We start from the raw sequence: 17,941 nt of genomic DNA on the forward strand, positions 1-17,941 counted from the left end.
AGCTAAGAGTTTAACTCTTAGCTTTTTTCTTTAGAAAGGCTTCTAATCGGTCGCAGCCTTCTTTTAAAGTTTCAATACTATACGCATAGGACAAGCGAAGGTAGCCTTCACCGTATTCAGAGAATGCTGTTCCAGGAACTACAGCTAGTCCAGCTTCTTTGACAAGATCAAGTGCAAAATCAAATGATGAAGATGTCAAATGACCAACATATGGGAATAAGTAAAATGCACCTGTTGGCTTTTCAACTGTTAATCCCATTTGAGTGAGTCTATTATATACGTAATCACGGCGTTTTTTATATTGGTGGCGCATCATTTTGGGTGCGTCTTTAGCTGCTGTTAATGCTTCAATTGCAGCGTATTGAGCGATTGAAGTAGCACACGTTACATTGTATTGATGAACTTTTAATATGTGTCCAGCTAAATAGCTTGGTGCAAATAAAAGTCCAACACGCCAGCCAGTCATAGAATGTGATTTAGATAAACCGTTAATGACAATTGTCTTTTCACGCATTTCTGGGAAATGAGCGATAGATGTGTGCTTTTGTTCATATACCAGCTCGCTATAAATTTCATCTGAAAGGACGAAAATATTTTTGTCTTTTAAAACATCTACAATATCTTTTAGTTCTTCTGTTGATAAAGTTACACCGGTCGGGTTAGAAGGATACGGTAGTACGATACATCTTGTTTTTTCTGTAATAGCATTTTTAAGCGCTTCAGCTGTTAAACGGAATCCAGTTTTACGAACATCTACAAAAATAGGTGTTGCACCGCATAATCGAATAATAGGTTCGTAACCTGGATAAATAGGAGCAGGTAAAATTACTTCTGTTCCTGGCTCTAAAATCGTTCGAAATGTAACATCAATTGCTTCGCTAGCACCGATTGTAACGATGGTTTCGTTTTCAGGTGAGTAATGTAAATCGTAGTTATCTTTTACGAAGTTACAAGCTGCCTTGCGTAATTCTAGTAAACCAGCGTTATGTGTATAGCTTGTATAGTTTTCTGTAATAGCCCGTTTTGCAGCTTCTTTTACGAGAGAAGGTGTAGGGAAATCGGGTTGTCCGATTGTTAAAGAAATCAAATTATCATAGTTTTGAATCATGTTAGAGAATTGACGGATTCCAGAAATTTGGATGTCCTTCACTCTAGGGTTAATGAATTGTTCCATTGTATCTCCCTTTCTTCCGTTTGAAAATTAAGTTCATTTTATCATATTTTCTATGATCGCGCTTTTTATATGTAATTTAGAAAGAGAGAGAAAAGAGAAAAAAGCCGCTATAAGCGACTTTTTAATATCCGTATTCCCAATCTATTTCATCTTCATTCCAGAGTACAGAGGATACCTTGCCAAGGTGAACAACTGATTCGTTTACAGCACATGTGCAATTTTCATCTCCTGCTTTATGCTGTAATTCTTCATATACTGATTTTTCAACATTTTCTAGAACAACCAAATTTTCTTCTTTTAAAACAAGCGTAGTACCCGCCATATTTATCTTCCTCCTACTAAAGTAATGATCACTTATTTGTAAACATAGATAGTATGGATTATATGCTGTATTTTGCTATAGTTGTCCGTCTAAAAAAGTATTTTTATATTTTCTTTGTAATCCGTATTCATTGTATACTGCACGAAGGAAATTTGGTACAGGGTTTACAATCATTTCGAAAATCTGTAACAATTATGATGAGTTGTTAACAAAGAATTAACAAATATGTTAAGAAAAATCAAAATTTTAAAACAAATACACCTATAAAATGATATAATCATATCAAAATACATATAGGGGATGAGAGGTTATGGAGCTTATCCGTGATTTATTGATTCAAATTGCCATCATAATTTTGCCACTATTTTTATATGAAGCGATTCGTTTAAATCGCTATCAAGAAATGCCTCCGAAGCCAAATCGTTACTTTATTATGTTTTTATCTAGCGTTACGCTCGTTCTCTCCATGACATACTCTATTTGTTTTGGCAATGTGTGTGGGTATAACTTTCACCCCATTCCAATTGTCAGTGGTTTTTTATATGGTGGGATTGTTGGTTTAATCCCAGCGGTTATTTTTGTTGCATATGAATGGTTACTAAAGGGAATGAGCTTTCTTCCAGTTTTAGAAGTAATATTTTTATTGATAGTTCCGCTGTTTTTATCAAAGAAATGGTCTCTTTTTTCAAGGGATAAGAAATTAATTTTAGCATTTATGATTTCATCATTTTATGTGCTTGTTTCTTTAGTATTAGGCATGATTAATGTTCTTTTGGAAACAGGATTTACACCGTATATTTCGCAAATATATAGCGGATTTATATTTGCCTCGCTTATCATGGTCATGACAATGGTATTTCAGGTGTATTTAACTGAATATTTAAACGAAAATGCATTGCTACGTACAGAGATGCAAAAATCAGAAAAGCTTAATATTGTAAGTGAGTTAGCAGCAAGTGTGGCACATGAAGTTCGAAATCCACTTACTGTTGTTCGTGGATTTATCCAATTGTTAGAAAGTACGGAAGATGTGAAGAATAAGGATTATATGCGCCTCGTATTAGCTGAATTGGATCGGGCGGAACAAATTATTTCAGATTACTTGAATTTAGCAAGGCCGCAAATTGAGAAAAAAGAACACATTTGTTTATCAGCCCAATTAATAGAAATGACCACTCTCATGTCGTCATTTGCAGCGATGCAAGGTGTATATTTACAAGTTGAAATTTCAGAAAGTCTTTATACGATTGGTGATAAGACAAAGTTGAAGCAAGCTATTATGAATGTTGTTAAAAATGGTATTGAAGCAATTCAAGGAAATAAAGGATATTTAAAAGTAACAGCCATTCAAAAAGACGAAACAATCATAATAAGAGTTAAAGATAGTGGTGTTGGTATGACGAAAGAACAGTTAGCAAGGCTGGGGCAACCATATTATTCTTTAAAAGAAAAAGGGACAGGATTAGGGCTTATGGTAACATTTAGTATTTTACAAGCGCATAATGGTACATTGGAATATAAGAGTGAAAGTGGAAAAGGCACTGAAGCAATTATTATATTACCAGCTGTACAAAATAAGGAATAAAAGTTACCGATGGAAGGTAACTTTTTATTTTATATTGCTTATTCATTTGTTTTTTCTTGTTTTGCTCGGCTAAATAAACTTTTAAATGTTTGAAAGACACTTTGCTCTTTTGAGGCAGCAACCATTCTTTTTGTTTCTTGAATTTCTCGAATAACTTGCATAAGCTGTGCATCACGATTACTGTCCTTGTTATAAATTTGACTAACAAGTTTATTCATTTTTTCTTCCTGTTTGGATTCTCGTTTATACATATGATTCATTAATAAGTCCATCTTTTCTTTTTGTAATGCATCTGTTTGAGCGGCGTGCTCGACTAACTCTTGAAGCATTTTTTCTTGAGAGCCTTCTTTTACATAAACTTGTTGCATCAATTCATCTAGTTTCTCATCCTTTAAACGATTTTGTGTAATTAGAGTAGAATTTTGATGAATAATTGCTTCATTTAATTGAGCTAGCATTTCAAGTTTCAACATGAATTCCTCAAAGTTACGTCCATCTTCCTTTTCTTTCGGTTGTATCTCTTGCTTATCTTGTATAACTGGTACAGGTGGGGCCTCTTTTTCTTTTAAAATAATCGGTATCGTTTCTGAAATATCTTCTTGTAATGTAGCAGCTCTTTCATGTATAGATTTCAATAGTTTTAAATCATCAAGTTTATAAATACGAGCATCAGCTGTTTTAGAAATCATATAGCCATGTTCCTCTAACAGTTGACTATATTTGCGGACTATATGTTTTGGGATGCCTGTTTTATTCGTGACATCTTTCGTTTTATAGGTAGCTTCCATGATATTTCCTCCCCAAAAAGTATCGTATATATCATTTCAATCTTTTATGAGGACTTCCTTTGAAAAAGAATGTCGGAAGGCTATTAGTTTTCTACAGCATTAGTGAAAAAATGAAAGTTTTTGGCGGAATGGCAAGGAATAACTAAAATAATGTCTGAAAACATATACAGGAGAAGTTTGTTATAATAACGGAGGAAAAAAGAAACTGGTAGAAACATGGAGGTATACATGAAGCAATTAAAAGGTATTATCATTTCAATTATCGCAATTCTGTCTATTTTAGTAGCAGTTTATGAAGTACTTGTGCCAGAGGAAACAAGTGTAAAGAAAACGAATACGTATGATCAAGTGTTAGAATTTCCGAAAGAACGTTATCCAGAGACAGGAAAACATATTACGGATGCTATAAAAGAAGGGCATTCAGAAGTTTGTACAATCGATCGTGGTGGTGCTGCAGATAGAAGGAAATTGTCGTTAGCACCATATCCTTCAAAAAAAGGGTATGATCGTGATGAATGGCCAATGGCGATGTGCAAGGAAGGCGGAAAAGGAGCACATATTGAATATATAAGTCCGGCGGATAACCGCGGAGCAGGCTCTTGGGTAGGGAATAAGTTAGATAAATATCCAGATGGTACGCGTGTGAAATTTGAAGTGAAGTAGTAGTTGTACATTTCATAATGAAGGAGAACGGGAACTATGGAGTTAACAATTTCTTATTCGCAATTAATGTTGATGAACTATGACGGTGAGCAGCCTTATGTAGACTGGACGGATGAAGATTTTGAAAGAGGTTATGCTGAGGCAGAGGGAACTGTTATTTTTGAAGCACTTTCTGATTATACTTGTGAAGTGAAAGTGACCCCAGGGAAACATATTGAAAAAGAAGAAGTGATTAGAACGATTACGGTTCCTTTTACAGTTGAAAATGAAAGTATCGTTATAACGAGTATTCTTTCAAATAAATTTCAAATACCTATTCCAAATGGTGAGTATACAGTGGTCTTACAAGCAATTCCTCTTGAAGAGCCAACGGATGATGAATTATATAAAATACAATACGAATTCTTTTTTGAAAGTAAAGAATAAAAAATGGGTTATCCTCAATAAGGATAACCCATTTTCGTTATGCGTTTGTTTTTAGCAGGGAGCGAGCATCTTTTGCTGCTTGCACCATGTGCTCTAAAGCTGGAATAACTTCTTCTGTTCTTCTCGTTTTTAAACCACAATCAGGATTAATCCAGAAATATTTAGGATCGCATACTTCTAAAGATTGTTCTACGATTTTATACATTTCATCTTTACTCGGTACACGTGGGCTATGAATATCATATACACCTAGACCGATGCCTTTTTCATATGTTGTATGTTTTAATGTATCAATAAATTCACCGTGACTTCTTGATGTTTCGATAGAAATCACATCTGCATCTAATGCGCGAATCGCATCAACAATATCTTCGAAGTTACTGTAACACATATGAGTATGAATTTGTGTTTCATTTGCTACAGAAGAAGTTGCTAAAAGGAAGGATTGAACTGCCCATGTAATATAAGCGTCCCAATCTTTTTCTTTTAGTGGCATTCCTTCACGAAGTGCTGGCTCATCGACTTGGATTACTCGAATTCCGGAAGATTCAAGTAGTTCAATTTCGTGACGAAGAGCTAATGCAATTTGATACGAAACTTCTTTTCTTGGAATGTCATTTCGAACGAAGGACCAATTTAAAATTGTAACAGGTCCAGTTAACATTCCTTTTACAACTTTCTCTGTTAAGCTTTGTGCATAAACAGTTTCCTTAATAGTCATTCCGTTAATAAAGGCTACATCACCATAAATAACAGGTGGTTTTACGCAGCGGGAACCGTATGATTGTACCCAACCGTTTTTAGTGAATGAGAAACCAGCAAGACGCTCACCGAAATATTCGACCATGTCAGTTCTTTCAAACTCACCATGTACAAGGACATCAAGACCAATTTCTTCTTGGTAACGAATCCATTTTTCTGTCTCTTTTTCAATAAATTTTTCATATTGTTCATTTGAAATAACACCGTTACGCCATTCTTTTCGCGTTTGACGAACTTCAGTTGTTTGCGGGAAGCTACCGATAGTTGTTGTTGGTAACAATGGTAACTCTAGGGCAACTTGTTGTAATTCGTATCGCTTTTCAAATGGAAGAGGACGTGAAAAATCTTCTTCTTTTAGTGCTGTTCGTGCTGCTTTGACATCTTCACGGTTACGTACAGCAGATGAACGAATTGTATGATGTACATTTCGATATGTTTCCAGCTCATTACTAATACTTTCTGTACCTTTAGTGAGAGCAGAATGAATAAGAACTAACTCTTCTAATTTTTGATTTGCAAATGCTAACGCATCAAATAGCTCAGTCGATAAGTGAGTTTCTTCTGTTTTATCGATTGGTGTATGCAATAAGCTACAAGAAGGCTGAACAATGAAGTCTTTCGTTTGGACTTGTTTTTGTAGCGTTGTAAATAACGTAAGAACTTCATCAAGGTCAGCTCTCCAAATGTTACGGCCATCTATACAACCGACAGCTAAAGTTTTATCAGCTGGGAATCCATATTTTGAAATAGCATGTAGATTACCTTCTTTACCATGAACGAAATCTAATCCAATACCGGATACAGGGAATGTAATAATTTCTTCATAGTTTTCTTCTACACTATCAAAATATGTTTGTAAAAGAAGGTTCGCATTTGGAACTTCTTTACGAATAGCTTCATAAATTTCTTTTGCTTGTTGAACTTCTTCTTTCGTTAAAGAAGCGAAAATCGGTTCATCAACTTGAATGACTTGTGCACCAGCTGCATGTAGTTCTGAAAGCAGTTGTACGTATGGTGCAACTAATTGTTTTAAAATCGTAGCGAATTGTTCTTGTGTATAACCTTTAGCTAATTTTAAGAAAGTATATGGTCCTAAAATAACAGGTTTTCCATCTACTCCTAATTCTTGTTTTGCCTCTTCGTATAAGCGAAGTGGACGATTATCTTTTAAAGAGATTTGTAATCCCTCTTCATATTCAGGAACGATATAATGATAGTTTGTGTTAAACCATTTTGTCATTTCAGAAGCTACGTGATCTTTAGAGCCACGCGCCATTGCGAAATATACATCAAGGTAAGATGTAAACTCAGAAAAACGTGATGGGATAAATCCTAGCATATAAGCAGTATCCAAAACGTGATCATAATATGTAAAGTCGCCAATTGGAATGAGTTCAATCCCTTTTTCTTGCTGTACTTTTACGTGTTGAAGGCGAATTTCTTTCATTGTTGTTAAAAATTGTTCTTCATCGATTTTATTGGACCAAAAAGCTTCCAATGTTTTTTTCCACTCTCGTTGTAGTCCGATACGTGGATAACCTAAGTTACTTGTTTGAATTGCCATTTTAAATTCCTCCCTAATTGAAAGTAAGCATTTCCGTTTACTAGGAAATACCTATAACAAAAAGTACAAAGACATAGAAAATAAGCCTTCCTTTTTGTTTTAACACCTCATCATCATCCGTGAATCTATCAGTGTTGTTAAAACAGGCAGGTCTCCTGACTTATGCTTCATATAATTTCTTTCACCTTCCCGTTTTCACAGTGGCACTAAAAAGAAATCTCAGCATTTACAGTGGCGGGACCGTGTTGGAGTTTCACCAAGCTTCCCTTTTAAACACGAAACGAAACTTTCGTGTACCTATTTTCCTTTTGAAAGGAATTTAACAAGCGATATGATATTGAAACAAATTCTAACACAATTTTTGGAATTTTGTCTACTGTTTTAAAATAAGAAAATTCCAAAGTTTTTATTTCTTATTATTCTGACTTTTACATTCTGAAGTAACTAATAATATTACATTATAAAAAGAGAAATTGAGCTATGAAAGAAGTAGGGATGTCTTCTTTCATAGCTCAATTTTCATCTATAGCAACTTCTGAAAGCCGGCCTGCTATAGCATCTTTAAGGAGGGTGTTTAGCCATTGTAGTTCAACTGTAATATGCTCAATTACACTTTGTAAAATATATAGTTGTGCACGTGGAACTTTTCCTTTATTACAATCATATATCGTTTGCATAGTATATAAATATTGAAGAGTATCGTTTTTCTTTTTTTCTAAAATAGGAACTAATTCGTGATCATTGCTAAAGTGAGCGAAAGATAAGGCTGAATAAATAGGTTTATATATTTGGTTTTTTGCTTCGAATTGTTTTAATAGTAAAGTGTGGAATAGTTTTTTGCCTTCTTCTGTTATATGAAAAATCGTTTTGTCAGGTCGATTTGTGTCTCTAATTACATTTGTAATATGAATTGCGCCTTGCTTTTCTAATTGCTCGAAGGCGTAATAAAGTGATCCTTTAGCATATTTAATGTAACAATCCATTTGTCGTTCTTTCATAATATGCTGCACTTCATATGGATGTTTATCTCCTTCGAGTAGCAAGCCGAGAATGACTAATTTCATGCTCATGCTGTCTCAACTCCTGTATATAAAAACTTTATCCGGCATTAACGGGCAGTAAGACACCCATCCAAAAATTCAGCGGAACCAAAGAAGTTAGGTGGGGGGCGGGCTGTCCGTAAAAGCCCGATTGGTTCAATTAATAATCAGTGGGGGATGAACAAAACCGCCACTGATTAAAGATTAACTTTATACATATTATAAACGGCATATCCTTTTTCATAAAGGGATATGCCGCTTCTTTTTTATATTAACTGACTTGCTTTTGTTTTTCTTTCTTTTTAGGGCCTGTAAAGAGGCGTTCATTTCCCATAAGTAAAATACAAATAATACTTAGTACAGCCGGAATAAGTGCCCAGAAGAATGTGTTCGCAATAGATGTAGCGAGAGCTTCTTTAATACCCGCTAATATTTCAGCAGGAATTTTTGCGGTAGCGCCTGGCGATAATAAGAAACTTGTGTCTCCACCTTTTGGAGCTAATTTTGCTAGTTCAGGGGGGAACACAGAGTTTAGTTTATCTGTAAAAATATGATTTTGAATTGTACCGAAAATCGTTACACCAAGAGTCATACCGAGTGATCGGAAGAATGAGTTTGTTGATGTTGCCGAACCACGGTCTCGCATTTCTAATTTGTGAATAGAAGACATACTTAATACTGAGAATGAGAAGCCAACACCAAGCCCAGCGAGAATCATAAATAGTGTTACGAGTAAACGAGGTGTATCCATTGTTAAAGTACTTAATAAATAAATACCAAGAACGAAGAAGACGCCAGATACCATCATAATGTTACGATAGCTTGTTCGAGAAGCTAATTGTCCTCCTGTTTGACTTCCAATTACAGAACCAACCATCATTGGTGTTAAAATTAATCCGGCATTAGAGGCGGAACCTCCAAGAACGCCTTGAATGAAGATTGGAATATAAACTGTACAGATAATAAAAGCGGCACCATAGAAAAAGGCAACTCCTTGACTAGCTGCGAATAAAGGTTTTTTAAATAGATGGAACGAAATAATAGGCTCGGTTGCTTTTCGTTCTACAAAGAAGAAAATAATAAGCGTAATAACTACTGTTGTAAATAAGCCAATAATTACAGTGGAATTCCAGGCATATTCCTTACCACCAAGTTCTAATGCGAACATTAAGCAAACGATACTTATGACAAGTGTAATAGCACCAGCCCAATCAATTTTTTGTTTTCTAAATTCTAGAGACTCACTGTAGTATTTAGTAATGAAGAAAAAGGAGATAAGTCCTAATGGAATATTGATATAGAAGACCCAATGCCAACTTATATAGTCTGTAATATAAGCGCCTAATAAAGGACCGAATACACTAGAGGTCCCGAAAACAGCACCGAATAGTCCTGTCATCTTCCCACGTTTTTCTGGTGGGAAGATATCGTACATAATTGTGAAGGCGATAGGCATAAGGGCACCACCACCGATACCTTGAATAGCTCTATAAATACTTAATTGCTCAATACTTGAAGCTGTTCCGCAGAGCGCAGAACCGAATAAGAAAAGAATGAGGCCACCAATATAAAAACGTTTCCGCCCGTACATATCAGAAAGTTTCCCGAAGATAGGCATCCCTGCCATTGTTGCTACCATATAAGCTGATGTGACCCAAACAAACTTATCAAATCCTCCTAAGTCTCCAACAATTGTTGCCATTGCGGTTGCAACGATTGTATTGTCCATTGCGGCCATTAATATACCAAGCAGTAAACCAGCAACAACAAATTTTGTCTTGTTGGCGTCTTTTTTTAATGGTTGAGTTTCCAAATATAACCCTCCTTTAGAAATAAGTAAACTATATTAAGTTTTGAGTGCAGTGGATAAAAAATTTAAATGTATAGGTGATTTTAATTTCTTTTCCATAAGTGCACTGATATGCCATAAAGAATATTATAGTCAAATTTGACTATAAGGCAAACTTTTTCTTCCGTCAAAATATTCTTTCGTATGAGTAGAGAACGAGTGAGCCATATTGAATATTGCCATAAAGTAAATTGTAAAAAAATTTCATTAAGAACACCTTCTGTTAATAGATGAAAAATGGTTTTTTCTTCATATTGTCGAATAGGATAAAAGGAAGAGAAATATTAAACATTGCTTGTAGTAAGCTTTAGTAATTTGGGGAATTCATTGTGTGTATGATACATCTGAAATGAGGTGAATATATATTATGAAAATATGGGGACGAATTTCGGATACAGGAAAGTATTCAATACCGCTACAACCAGTATTGTGGATTGACGGATCGAAAAAGGAAAATGAATTTCCTCAAGTAGCCGTTACATTAAAAATTGGTAGTATGTATACAGAACAATTTTCGTATGAATTGACCTACGATGTAAACGACATACTTATTATGAGAATTGAAGTGGAAAATAAAGGGGTAGAAATGATTTCGAGAGTTATTGTAAGTCATATGATTCGAGATTACTTTGCTTATATTCCTAATTCTTTAAAAGTTGATAAGGGGATAAGTGAGTTTTTATTCCAGCTTGTAAGGTGGCGAATTGATGATTTGTTACCGAATGAAAAGGTGGAACTACGTTGTAAAATAAAAGCTAATAAAGATAAAGCTCTTAAACAAGCATTCTTTCAGGCTACATATACATTTCAAGATAAAGAGATATCATATGGTCCACTGCAAACAAATGAAGTTGTTGTGCGTCAATAATAAAAAGGAACCTGTACAAAAGGTTCCTTTTTTTAGTGAAGGTTGTGTTTTTTGAGTATTTTCTTTTGCTCTATTCCTTTTTTTCCTACATAGTTATTTTTGTAGCCAAAGTATAGAATAAATAAAAATGAAACAACATTAACAATAGCGTCAATTTGATCGTTTGTAATAAAGTGTATGCCGAAAGAGGTAAATAATAATTTTAATGATAATAGAAAACCAGCTAGTAACCGCATAGCATCTGATAGATTCTCTTTTTGTAGCATATAGATTACTCCTTTCTATAAAAGTTATATATTATATATATGAAATAGAGTAGAAAAGGTATACAAGCTTAAGCAGAAATGTACATTGGATATGTACATTTTTTATTTGGTAGAAAAACATTATTGATATAGAAACATATATTGGTATAAAAGGGGGAGAAGTATGAAACATAAAGGGAAAATTAGTGGATTATTATTTGGAAATACAGTGGCAGTTACAGAATGGATTGCACTTCAGGATGTAATTGCAAAACTGGATTCACGATCATTTTATACCGTCTTTATTATTTATATATTGCAAATGATACTAAGTTATTATTTTGGACATTGGTACGATAAAAGAGCGAACAAGCGTATGAATGAAGAAGTAGGAGGAATGGCAAGCAACGATTTTGTTGTTGATTTTTTTGGGAAAGTAGCCGCTTTATCTGAAAGAGCTTCCCGTAATATTACAGTTTACATTCTTTCTGTAAAAGAATGGGAAGGATTAAAAGACACGTTGCAAGAAAAAAAATTGGGAGTGTTAGTACAAAAATTAGAGAGTACCATTGTAAAGTCAATTCGGAAGGGAGATGTTGTTACAAAGTGGGATGAAAATAAGTATGTTATTGTAGCAATTGATAATGGTCATGAAACATCAACAATAACAAACAGATTAATGAAAAATATTGAAAGTGAAATAGAAGGTGATTTACTCAGTGTCACTCTTTTATTTGGAGCAGCTAGCTATCCAGTAGAAGGAAAAACGTTTGAAGAACTGTTGAGAAAGTCGCAAAATCAATTGTACCAGTATAGAAATTTGCAAGAAAATGAGTGAAGCTTTGATTTGAAGATATTTGATAGGAAGAAGTTTTATTTGTAACATTTTTTTGACTTTTATTACAAAAAAACGCTGCTTTTGTAATAAAAGTCTTTAAAAATATATGAAATAAGCATATAATTATGATGGTAGTGTCAATGCAATTTGCACAATGTGTTTTATTTTAAAAGTGTAGAGGAAAGCAAGCTCTACACTTTTCCTTTTTAGGAAATGAAAAGAATATTTGTAAGTTGTTGCGAGATATCGATTGTACTGTGTAAAATGAACAAAGAGATTATTTGATAGAAAGCTGGAAAGGGAATGATAGACGTGAGAGCGGAACAATCACCTTTTATCAGGTGAACTATTATAGTCTTATTAAGACTGAGGTGAAATTCTGTGGCCATTAAGGTAATACATAGTGTGAACAGATTTTAAAGAACACGAAGTACTATACTTAAAGATGGATATGGAACTGCTAAATACTTCAAAAAGAATAATGTAATATTAAGTAATAATTTGTACAAACAATATTAATGATCTTCGTAAAAAAGATGCGAGTGTATAGAACAATTACATATTTTATAACTTTTTTATATTACACGATGGTCGTTTATAAGTAGGAGGAAGAGATGTTGAAATATAGTAAATTAGCAATTATAACTGCATTATCAATGACTTTATTAGCCGGTTGTTTTGGACCGAAACCAGAAGAAGAATTATATGTAGCGTTTGAAAACGCTGCTAAACAAGAAAAAACAATGTTTGAAGATGCAAAAAAACTTGAGACTTTAGAGAAAGAAGGACAAGAATTATATAACCAGATTGTGCAAGAAGGAAAAGATAATAATCAAACTGTTAAAGAAAAACTGAATCAAGCAGCAAAGAATACAACTGAACGAGAAAAAGTACTTACAAAAGAAAAAGAGGCCTTAAATAAAGCGCAAGAAGAAGTGAAGTCAGCTGATAAGTATGTGAAGAAAATTGAAGATAATAAGTTGAAAGATCAAGCTGATAAAGTGAAAAGCATGTATGAGAAACGACACGATTCATTTAATAAAATGTATGACAGCTATAATAAATCTTTAAAACAAGAAAAAGAGTTATATACAATGTTACAAGATAAAGGTACTAAATTAAAAGATATTAGTGAAAAAGTAAAAGTAGTAAATCAATCTTATAAGGATATTGAGTCAGAAAAAGATAAATTTAATGAGTTCACAAAGTCTTATAATACAGAAAAAGTAGCTTTTTATAAACAAGCAAATATTAAAATTAAAGAAGAGAAAAAATAAAACAGTTTGGCCTACACTTGGCCAAACTGTTTTATTTTTTTGTATAAGTACGACTATACCATGGAACCGGTTCACTTAATTTTTTTTCTTGTTTCAATGCTTCAGGCCCAATATAATCTTGAAGTGTTTTTTTTGCTACTGTTAAAGATAAGGTTGTTTTCGGATTTCGATAGGAGGATTCAAGATGACCAAGATGCGGTAGAATTCGAAAATCTTCTTTCGTAGGAGGGATGTGGAAAAAATAATCGCCTAAACGTATAAGGACATCAGATTGTTGTTGGCTAAAACGTGGGTTTCTAGAAAAGTGTAATCCTTCTTTAATTGCTTTTTTTTCGGCAATCAAACGCTCTAAAGCTGTCTTTTTTAACCAGTATAAATATTTAGGATTAGTAGCTGCTTTAGCATGACGATTCACAACGAAAATAGATTGAGCTAGTCGATTAATAGAATGTTGGTTTTGTAATTGAGATTGTGGTTGTGAAGGTTTCATATTGAATCTCCTTTCAATTTTTCATTATTATAGCATAAATAAAATAGGTTTTTATTATATGCAAAAAGTGATTGTATATATTTTCAATATTAAAGCAATATTGTTACAAAAAACAACTATTTTGTATAATAGTAATAGAATATGTTTTTGAAATTTGATAATGAAAGAGTGAGAAGTTTGAAAGAAATATTAAAACAACAGTATGCCATTATAGATATTGGATCTAATACAATGCGTTTAGTTATTTATGAAAAGCAAAATGGAGGTTTTTATAAAGAGATTGAAAATACGAAAGTGGTTGCTAGGTTAAGGAATTACTTAATTGATGGTGTGTTGAATGAAGAGGGAATAGAAGTATTATTACAGACATTATTTCAATTTCAAGAAAGTACAAGGTTCCATCAGTTGCATCATGTACTTTGTGTTGCAACAGCAACAATTAGACAGTCTGAGAATCAAGAGGAAATTAAAAAGCTTATTGAAGGACAAACGGACTTTACTCTTAGAGTATTATCAGAATATGAGGAAGCGCGTTACGGATACTTGGCGGTTATGAATTCTACATCGTTTTCAGAAGGAATAACGGTAGATATTGGTGGGGGAAGTACGGAAGTTACATACTTTAGAAATAGAGAGATTTTAGAGTACCATAGTTTTCCTTTTGGGGCACTTTCTTTAAAGCAACAATTTATTAAAGGTGATATTCCTACTAAAGATGAGTTAGAGGGAATGCAACAGTATTTAGAATTTCAATTTCAAACGTTACCATGGTTCATCAATAAGAAATTGCCTCTTATTGCAATTGGTGGTAGTGCGAGGAACTTAGTAAAAATCCATCAAAATTTAATATGTTATCCTATAGCAGGATTACATTTATACAAGATGAAAGAAGAAGATATTGAAAATGTAAAAGATGAGTTGGAAAAATTGTCGTTCATAGAACTTCAGAAATTGGAAGGATTGGCAAAAGATCGAGCGGATACGATTATTCCAGCGGTTGAAGTATTTCATACACTTGTTAATGTTATAGAGGCACCGGCATTTGTATTAAGTAGAAAAGGATTAAGAGAAGGTGTTTTCTATGAAGAGTTGACAAAAAATTTGGGGATTTCATATTATCCGAACGTAGTTGAAGAAAGTTTGCATTTACTATCACATGAATACGAAATGGACATGGAATTTGTTATTCAACTTATTAAACATGGAAGACTAATTTGCAAACAACTTGAGGAAATAGGGCTTATTTCTATGTCAGTAAAAGACTGGGAAGTATTCCATCAAGCAGCGAAAGTATTTAATATAGGCAAATATATAGACGAAGAAGCGAGCCGTTTACATACGTTTTATTTATTGGCGAATAAGACAATTGATGGCATGATGCATAAAGATAGAGTGAGGTTAGCGCTTATTGCATCTTATAAATCAAAAATGCTATTTAAACAACATTTATCTCCATTTGAAGGTTGGTTTGATAAAAGTGAACAAAAAAAAATCCGCCTATTAGGAGCTGTTTTACAATTTTCAGCTGCTTTAAATGCAAGGCAACGATCGCTTGTTGAAACCATATCTATAACAGAAAGCAAAGAGGCATTAACGTTTAAAGTTTTATGTGAACAGTCTGCATTAGCAGAAAAAGTGCAAGCTGAAAAACAAAAAAAACAGTTAGAAAGAGTATTAAAAACGAATATTAACTTGTTATTTGAACTAAAACATTAGGTCGTACGGATGTCTTTACGAAAAATTTACACTTTGTAATATTGTAATTTGATAAAATAAAATTAACTAAATTATAGTAAAAAAGTTTCAAGGGGAAGTGTGAAGAGAATGGAATTATCGAAGGGGAATGCAGTAAATTTAAATGATACAGCTTATTACAATAATCGAGAGTTAAGCTGGCTAGCATTTAATGAACGTGTACTACAAGAAGCGCAAGATGGAAAAAATCCACTTTTGGAAAGATTGAAATTTATTAGTATTTTTAGTTCGAATTTAGATGAATTCTTTATGGTACGTGTAGCGGGATTAAAGGATCAAGTGAGTGCTGGATTTAATCAGCCAGAAAATAAAGCTGGCTTAACACCAAAAAAGCAACTAAATAAAATTGCGATAAAAGCCCATGAACTAATGACAGTACAATATGATACATTTAAAAATTATGTATTGCCAGCGCTTGAGTTAGAGGGAATTGAACGTTTAACATTCCATGATTTGACGAAAGAGCAGCGAGAATTTATAGAAGAGTATTTTGATGAGCAAATTTTTCCGGTGTTAACCCCTGTAGCTATTGATGCATATCGCCCATTTCCAATGTTATTAAATAAAAGTTTGAATTTAGCTACTCTTTTATATGATGAGAAGCAAGCGGAGGAAGAGAATCGGACGAAGCTAGGAATTGTACAAGTTCCTTCATTACTTGAGCGCTTCATATTTTTACCGAGCGAAGGGCAAAAGCATAAATTTATTTTATTAGAAGACGTAATTAGTAGCTTTACTCATAAATTATTTACGGGATATACAGTATCATCTGTTACTCGTTTCCGTATTACACGCAATGCAGATTTAACGATTCATGAAGAAGGTGCGAGAGATTTATTAAAGGTAATTGAAAAAGAATTAAAAAAACGTAAGTGGGGGGGGGCTGTACGTTTAGAAGTTGGGAAAGAACACATTGATGAAAGAGTATTAGCGTTATTATATGAGGTTCTGGAAGTAAAAGATGAAGATGTATATATAATGGATGGGCCATTAGATTTAACATGTTTGTTTTCTTTATATAAAAAACTAGCTCCTTTATATGAACATCTTGTATATCCGGCTCTTATTCCGCAACCGCCTCAAGATTTAGGTGATGAAGAAGATGTATTTGAAAAAGCAATTGAGCATGATATTTTATTACATCATCCTTTTGAATCATTTCAGCCGGTAGTTGATTTTGTCCGTGATGCGGCAGACGATCCAAATGTACTTGCGATTAAACAAACGTTATATCGAGTAAGTGGTGATTCACCAATTATTCAGGCGTTAAAGATAGCGGCTGAAAAGGGAAAACAAGTGACGGTATTAGTTGAATTAAAGGCAAGATTTGATGAAGAAAACAATGTTCATTGGGCTAAAGAATTGGAACAGGCAGGCTGTCATGTTATTTACGGTGTAAGTCACTTGAAAACACATAGTAAAATTACGTTAGTTGTAAGAAGAAAAAACGGAAAAATCGAAAGGTTCGTACATCTTGGAACTGGAAACTATAATGATGCAACAGCGAAGTTATATACTGATTTTGGATATATTACATCAAGAAAAGACTTTGGGGTTGATGCAACCAATTTCTTTAATTATTTAAGTGGTTATACAACAAAGCCACATTTTCATCATTTATCTGTTGCTCCATTTGATATAAGAGAACAATTTATGGATTTAATAGATGAAGAAATCCGTTATCATAGGCAATATGGAAATGGATATATTATCGCTAAGATGAATTCATTAACAGATAAACCATTAATTAAAAAAATGTACGAAGCATCACAAGCTGGAGTAAAGGTAGAGCTCATTGTTCGAGGAACATGTTGCCTACGACCTGGTATTCCAAATGTAAGTGAAAATATTCGTGTAGTTAGTGTTGTTGGAAGATATTTAGAACATAGCCGTATTTATTATTTCCATCATAATGGGGAGGAGAAAATATATTTATCTTCAGCTGATTGGATGACGCGAAATATGGAGAAGCGAGTGGAAATATCTTTCCCGATATTAGATATTGAAATGAAGGCACGAATTAAGGCGATTTTACAGCTTACATTAGCTGATAATGTGAAAACACGTGAACAAAATAAAGATGGTGATTACTATTATGTTATTAATGGTAGTACAGAAGAAATTGATAGCCAAGTGAAGTTGTTTAAGATGGCGTATCAAAATACAGATGCTGAATAATGAAAAAAGTAAAAACCTCTTATGTCTATAAGAGGTTTTTACTTTTTTCTACTCATATGCTCCCAAAATGGGAGGATGAGTAGAAACAATAGTTTTATTATAAGCGTGTAATAAGGT

The 17,941-nt window shown here is 33.5% G+C and carries 16 protein-coding genes and 1 riboswitch; of the genes, 8 read left to right on the forward strand and 8 right to left on the reverse strand.

Features of this window, described 5'->3' with window-relative positions; translation table 11 throughout:
- Positions 1 to 10: 10 nt before the first annotated feature.
- Entirely contained in the window at positions 11 to 1,174 is a 1,164-nt protein-coding gene (locus MR160_RS02540; RefSeq protein ID WP_000434586.1) for an aminotransferase A, read from the reverse strand.
- 121 nt (positions 1,175 to 1,295) lie between these two features.
- Positions 1,296 to 1,496, reverse strand: coding sequence for a hypothetical protein (locus MR160_RS02545; protein ID WP_000929277.1), 201 nt, complete (start codon positions 1,494 to 1,496; stop codon positions 1,296 to 1,298).
- 310 nt (positions 1,497 to 1,806) lie between these two features.
- Between MR160_RS02545 and kinB the strand changes: the two genes are divergently transcribed.
- Positions 1,807 to 3,081, forward strand: coding sequence for a sporulation sensor histidine kinase KinB (gene kinB, locus MR160_RS02550; protein WP_000420369.1), 1,275 nt, complete (start codon positions 1,807 to 1,809; stop codon positions 3,079 to 3,081).
- Between the two features lie 38 nt (positions 3,082 to 3,119).
- Here kinB and MR160_RS02555 read toward each other — a convergent pair whose 3' ends face one another.
- A complete protein-coding gene (locus MR160_RS02555) occupies positions 3,120 to 3,869 on the reverse strand; it encodes a DUF3967 domain-containing protein (RefSeq protein ID WP_098832665.1) in 750 nt (249 codons plus the stop codon).
- 228 nt (positions 3,870 to 4,097) lie between these two features.
- Here MR160_RS02555 and nucA point away from each other — a divergent pair, with 228 nt between their 5' ends.
- Complete coding sequence (nucA, locus tag MR160_RS02560; protein ID WP_000811494.1) at positions 4,098 to 4,532, forward strand: DNA-entry nuclease; 435 nt, start codon at positions 4,098 to 4,100, stop codon at positions 4,530 to 4,532.
- 36 nt (positions 4,533 to 4,568) lie between these two features.
- Positions 4,569 to 4,958 (forward strand): competence protein ComJ, encoded by a 390-nt coding sequence (locus MR160_RS02565; protein ID WP_000424022.1) that lies wholly within the window; start codon positions 4,569 to 4,571, stop codon positions 4,956 to 4,958.
- 37 nt (positions 4,959 to 4,995) lie between these two features.
- Here MR160_RS02565 and metE read toward each other — a convergent pair whose 3' ends face one another.
- The 3 genes from metE to MR160_RS02580 all read right to left on the reverse strand — a co-directional run bounded on the left by metE (position 4,996) and on the right by MR160_RS02580 (position 10,137).
- On the reverse strand, positions 4,996 to 7,284 hold the full coding sequence (metE, locus tag MR160_RS02570) for a 5-methyltetrahydropteroyltriglutamate--homocysteine S-methyltransferase (RefSeq protein ID WP_001007602.1): 2,289 nt from the start codon (positions 7,282 to 7,284) through the stop codon (positions 4,996 to 4,998).
- A 128-nt stretch (positions 7,285 to 7,412) separates the two neighbouring features.
- Positions 7,413 to 7,600, reverse strand: a riboswitch (cobalamin riboswitch).
- Between the two features lie 196 nt (positions 7,601 to 7,796).
- Positions 7,797 to 8,354 carry a PadR family transcriptional regulator gene (locus tag MR160_RS02575; RefSeq protein WP_000062064.1) on the reverse strand — a complete coding sequence of 186 codons (558 nt, stop codon included), beginning with the start codon at positions 8,352 to 8,354 and terminating at the stop codon, positions 7,797 to 7,799.
- Positions 8,355 to 8,595: 241 nt separating this feature from the next.
- On the reverse strand, positions 8,596 to 10,137 hold the full coding sequence (locus MR160_RS02580) for an MDR family MFS transporter (RefSeq protein ID WP_000449901.1): 1,542 nt from the start codon (positions 10,135 to 10,137) through the stop codon (positions 8,596 to 8,598).
- Between the two features lie 403 nt (positions 10,138 to 10,540).
- On the opposite strand from MR160_RS02580, the gene MR160_RS02585 reads away from it, so the two are divergent.
- Positions 10,541 to 11,041, forward strand: a complete 501-nt coding sequence (locus MR160_RS02585; protein WP_098505687.1) for a hypothetical protein — start codon at positions 10,541 to 10,543, stop codon at positions 11,039 to 11,041.
- Positions 11,042 to 11,073: 32 nt separating this feature from the next.
- On the opposite strand, the gene MR160_RS02590 is transcribed toward MR160_RS02585, so the two are convergent.
- Positions 11,074 to 11,307, reverse strand: a complete 234-nt coding sequence (locus MR160_RS02590) for an SPP1 phage holin family protein (protein ID WP_000939446.1) — start codon at positions 11,305 to 11,307, stop codon at positions 11,074 to 11,076.
- Between the two features lie 163 nt (positions 11,308 to 11,470).
- On the opposite strand from MR160_RS02590, the gene MR160_RS02595 reads away from it, so the two are divergent.
- Complete coding sequence (locus tag MR160_RS02595; RefSeq protein ID WP_098505688.1) at positions 11,471 to 12,124, forward strand: diguanylate cyclase domain-containing protein; 654 nt, start codon at positions 11,471 to 11,473, stop codon at positions 12,122 to 12,124.
- A 614-nt stretch (positions 12,125 to 12,738) separates the two neighbouring features.
- Positions 12,739 to 13,401 carry a YkyA family protein gene (locus MR160_RS02600; RefSeq protein ID WP_000922470.1) on the forward strand — a complete coding sequence of 221 codons (663 nt, stop codon included), beginning with the start codon at positions 12,739 to 12,741 and terminating at the stop codon, positions 13,399 to 13,401.
- A gap of 31 nt (positions 13,402 to 13,432) precedes the next feature.
- Here the strand turns inward: MR160_RS02600 and MR160_RS02605 are convergent, their stop codons facing one another.
- Entirely contained in the window at positions 13,433 to 13,891 is a 459-nt protein-coding gene (locus MR160_RS02605) for a YkyB family protein (RefSeq protein ID WP_000804864.1), read from the reverse strand.
- A gap of 141 nt (positions 13,892 to 14,032) precedes the next feature.
- On the opposite strand from MR160_RS02605, the gene MR160_RS02610 reads away from it, so the two are divergent.
- Together MR160_RS02610 and MR160_RS02615 are read left to right on the forward strand one after the other, a co-directional pair.
- Positions 14,033 to 15,607 (forward strand): Ppx/GppA family phosphatase, encoded by a 1,575-nt coding sequence (locus MR160_RS02610; RefSeq protein WP_017763557.1) that lies wholly within the window; start codon positions 14,033 to 14,035, stop codon positions 15,605 to 15,607.
- Positions 15,608 to 15,715: 108 nt separating this feature from the next.
- The gene (locus tag MR160_RS02615) at positions 15,716 to 17,824 is read left to right on the forward strand and encodes a polyphosphate kinase (RefSeq protein WP_000423553.1); all 2,109 of its coding nucleotides are present in this window, start codon (positions 15,716 to 15,718) and stop codon (positions 17,822 to 17,824) included.
- The last annotated feature ends 117 nt before the right edge of the window (positions 17,825 to 17,941 follow it).

Source organism: Bacillus cereus group sp. BfR-BA-01382 (genome assembly GCF_022663475.1).
Classification (GTDB): Bacteria; Bacillota; Bacilli; order Bacillales; family Bacillaceae_G; genus Bacillus_A; species Bacillus_A thuringiensis_S.

What these genes read in the sequence shown, in the direction of transcription:
- MR160_RS02540 (WP_000434586.1), bottom strand. Translation starts at nt 1,174, where the DNA reads ATGGAACAATTCATTAACCCTAGAGTGAAGGACATCCAAATTTCTGGA.
- MR160_RS02545 (WP_000929277.1), bottom strand. Translation starts at nt 1,496, where the DNA reads ATGGCGGGTACTACGCTTGTTTTAAAAGAAGAAAATTTGGTTGTTCTA.
- kinB (WP_000420369.1), top strand. Translation starts at nt 1,807, where the DNA reads ATGGAGCTTATCCGTGATTTATTGATTCAAATTGCCATCATAATTTTG.
- MR160_RS02555 (WP_098832665.1), bottom strand. Translation starts at nt 3,869, where the DNA reads ATGGAAGCTACCTATAAAACGAAAGATGTCACGAATAAAACAGGCATC.
- nucA (WP_000811494.1), top strand. Translation starts at nt 4,098, where the DNA reads ATGAAGCAATTAAAAGGTATTATCATTTCAATTATCGCAATTCTGTCT.
- MR160_RS02565 (WP_000424022.1), top strand. Translation starts at nt 4,569, where the DNA reads ATGGAGTTAACAATTTCTTATTCGCAATTAATGTTGATGAACTATGAC.
- metE (WP_001007602.1), bottom strand. Translation starts at nt 7,284, where the DNA reads ATGGCAATTCAAACAAGTAACTTAGGTTATCCACGTATCGGACTACAA.
- MR160_RS02575 (WP_000062064.1), bottom strand. Translation starts at nt 8,354, where the DNA reads ATGAGCATGAAATTAGTCATTCTCGGCTTGCTACTCGAAGGAGATAAA.
- MR160_RS02585 (WP_098505687.1), top strand. Translation starts at nt 10,541, where the DNA reads ATGAAAATATGGGGACGAATTTCGGATACAGGAAAGTATTCAATACCG.
- MR160_RS02590 (WP_000939446.1), bottom strand. Translation starts at nt 11,307, where the DNA reads ATGCTACAAAAAGAGAATCTATCAGATGCTATGCGGTTACTAGCTGGT.
- MR160_RS02595 (WP_098505688.1), top strand. Translation starts at nt 11,471, where the DNA reads ATGAAACATAAAGGGAAAATTAGTGGATTATTATTTGGAAATACAGTG.
- MR160_RS02600 (WP_000922470.1), top strand. Translation starts at nt 12,739, where the DNA reads ATGTTGAAATATAGTAAATTAGCAATTATAACTGCATTATCAATGACT.
- MR160_RS02605 (WP_000804864.1), bottom strand. Translation starts at nt 13,891, where the DNA reads ATGAAACCTTCACAACCACAATCTCAATTACAAAACCAACATTCTATT.
- MR160_RS02610 (WP_017763557.1), top strand. Translation starts at nt 14,033, where the DNA reads ATGTTTTTGAAATTTGATAATGAAAGAGTGAGAAGTTTGAAAGAAATA.
- MR160_RS02615 (WP_000423553.1), top strand. Translation starts at nt 15,716, where the DNA reads ATGGAATTATCGAAGGGGAATGCAGTAAATTTAAATGATACAGCTTAT.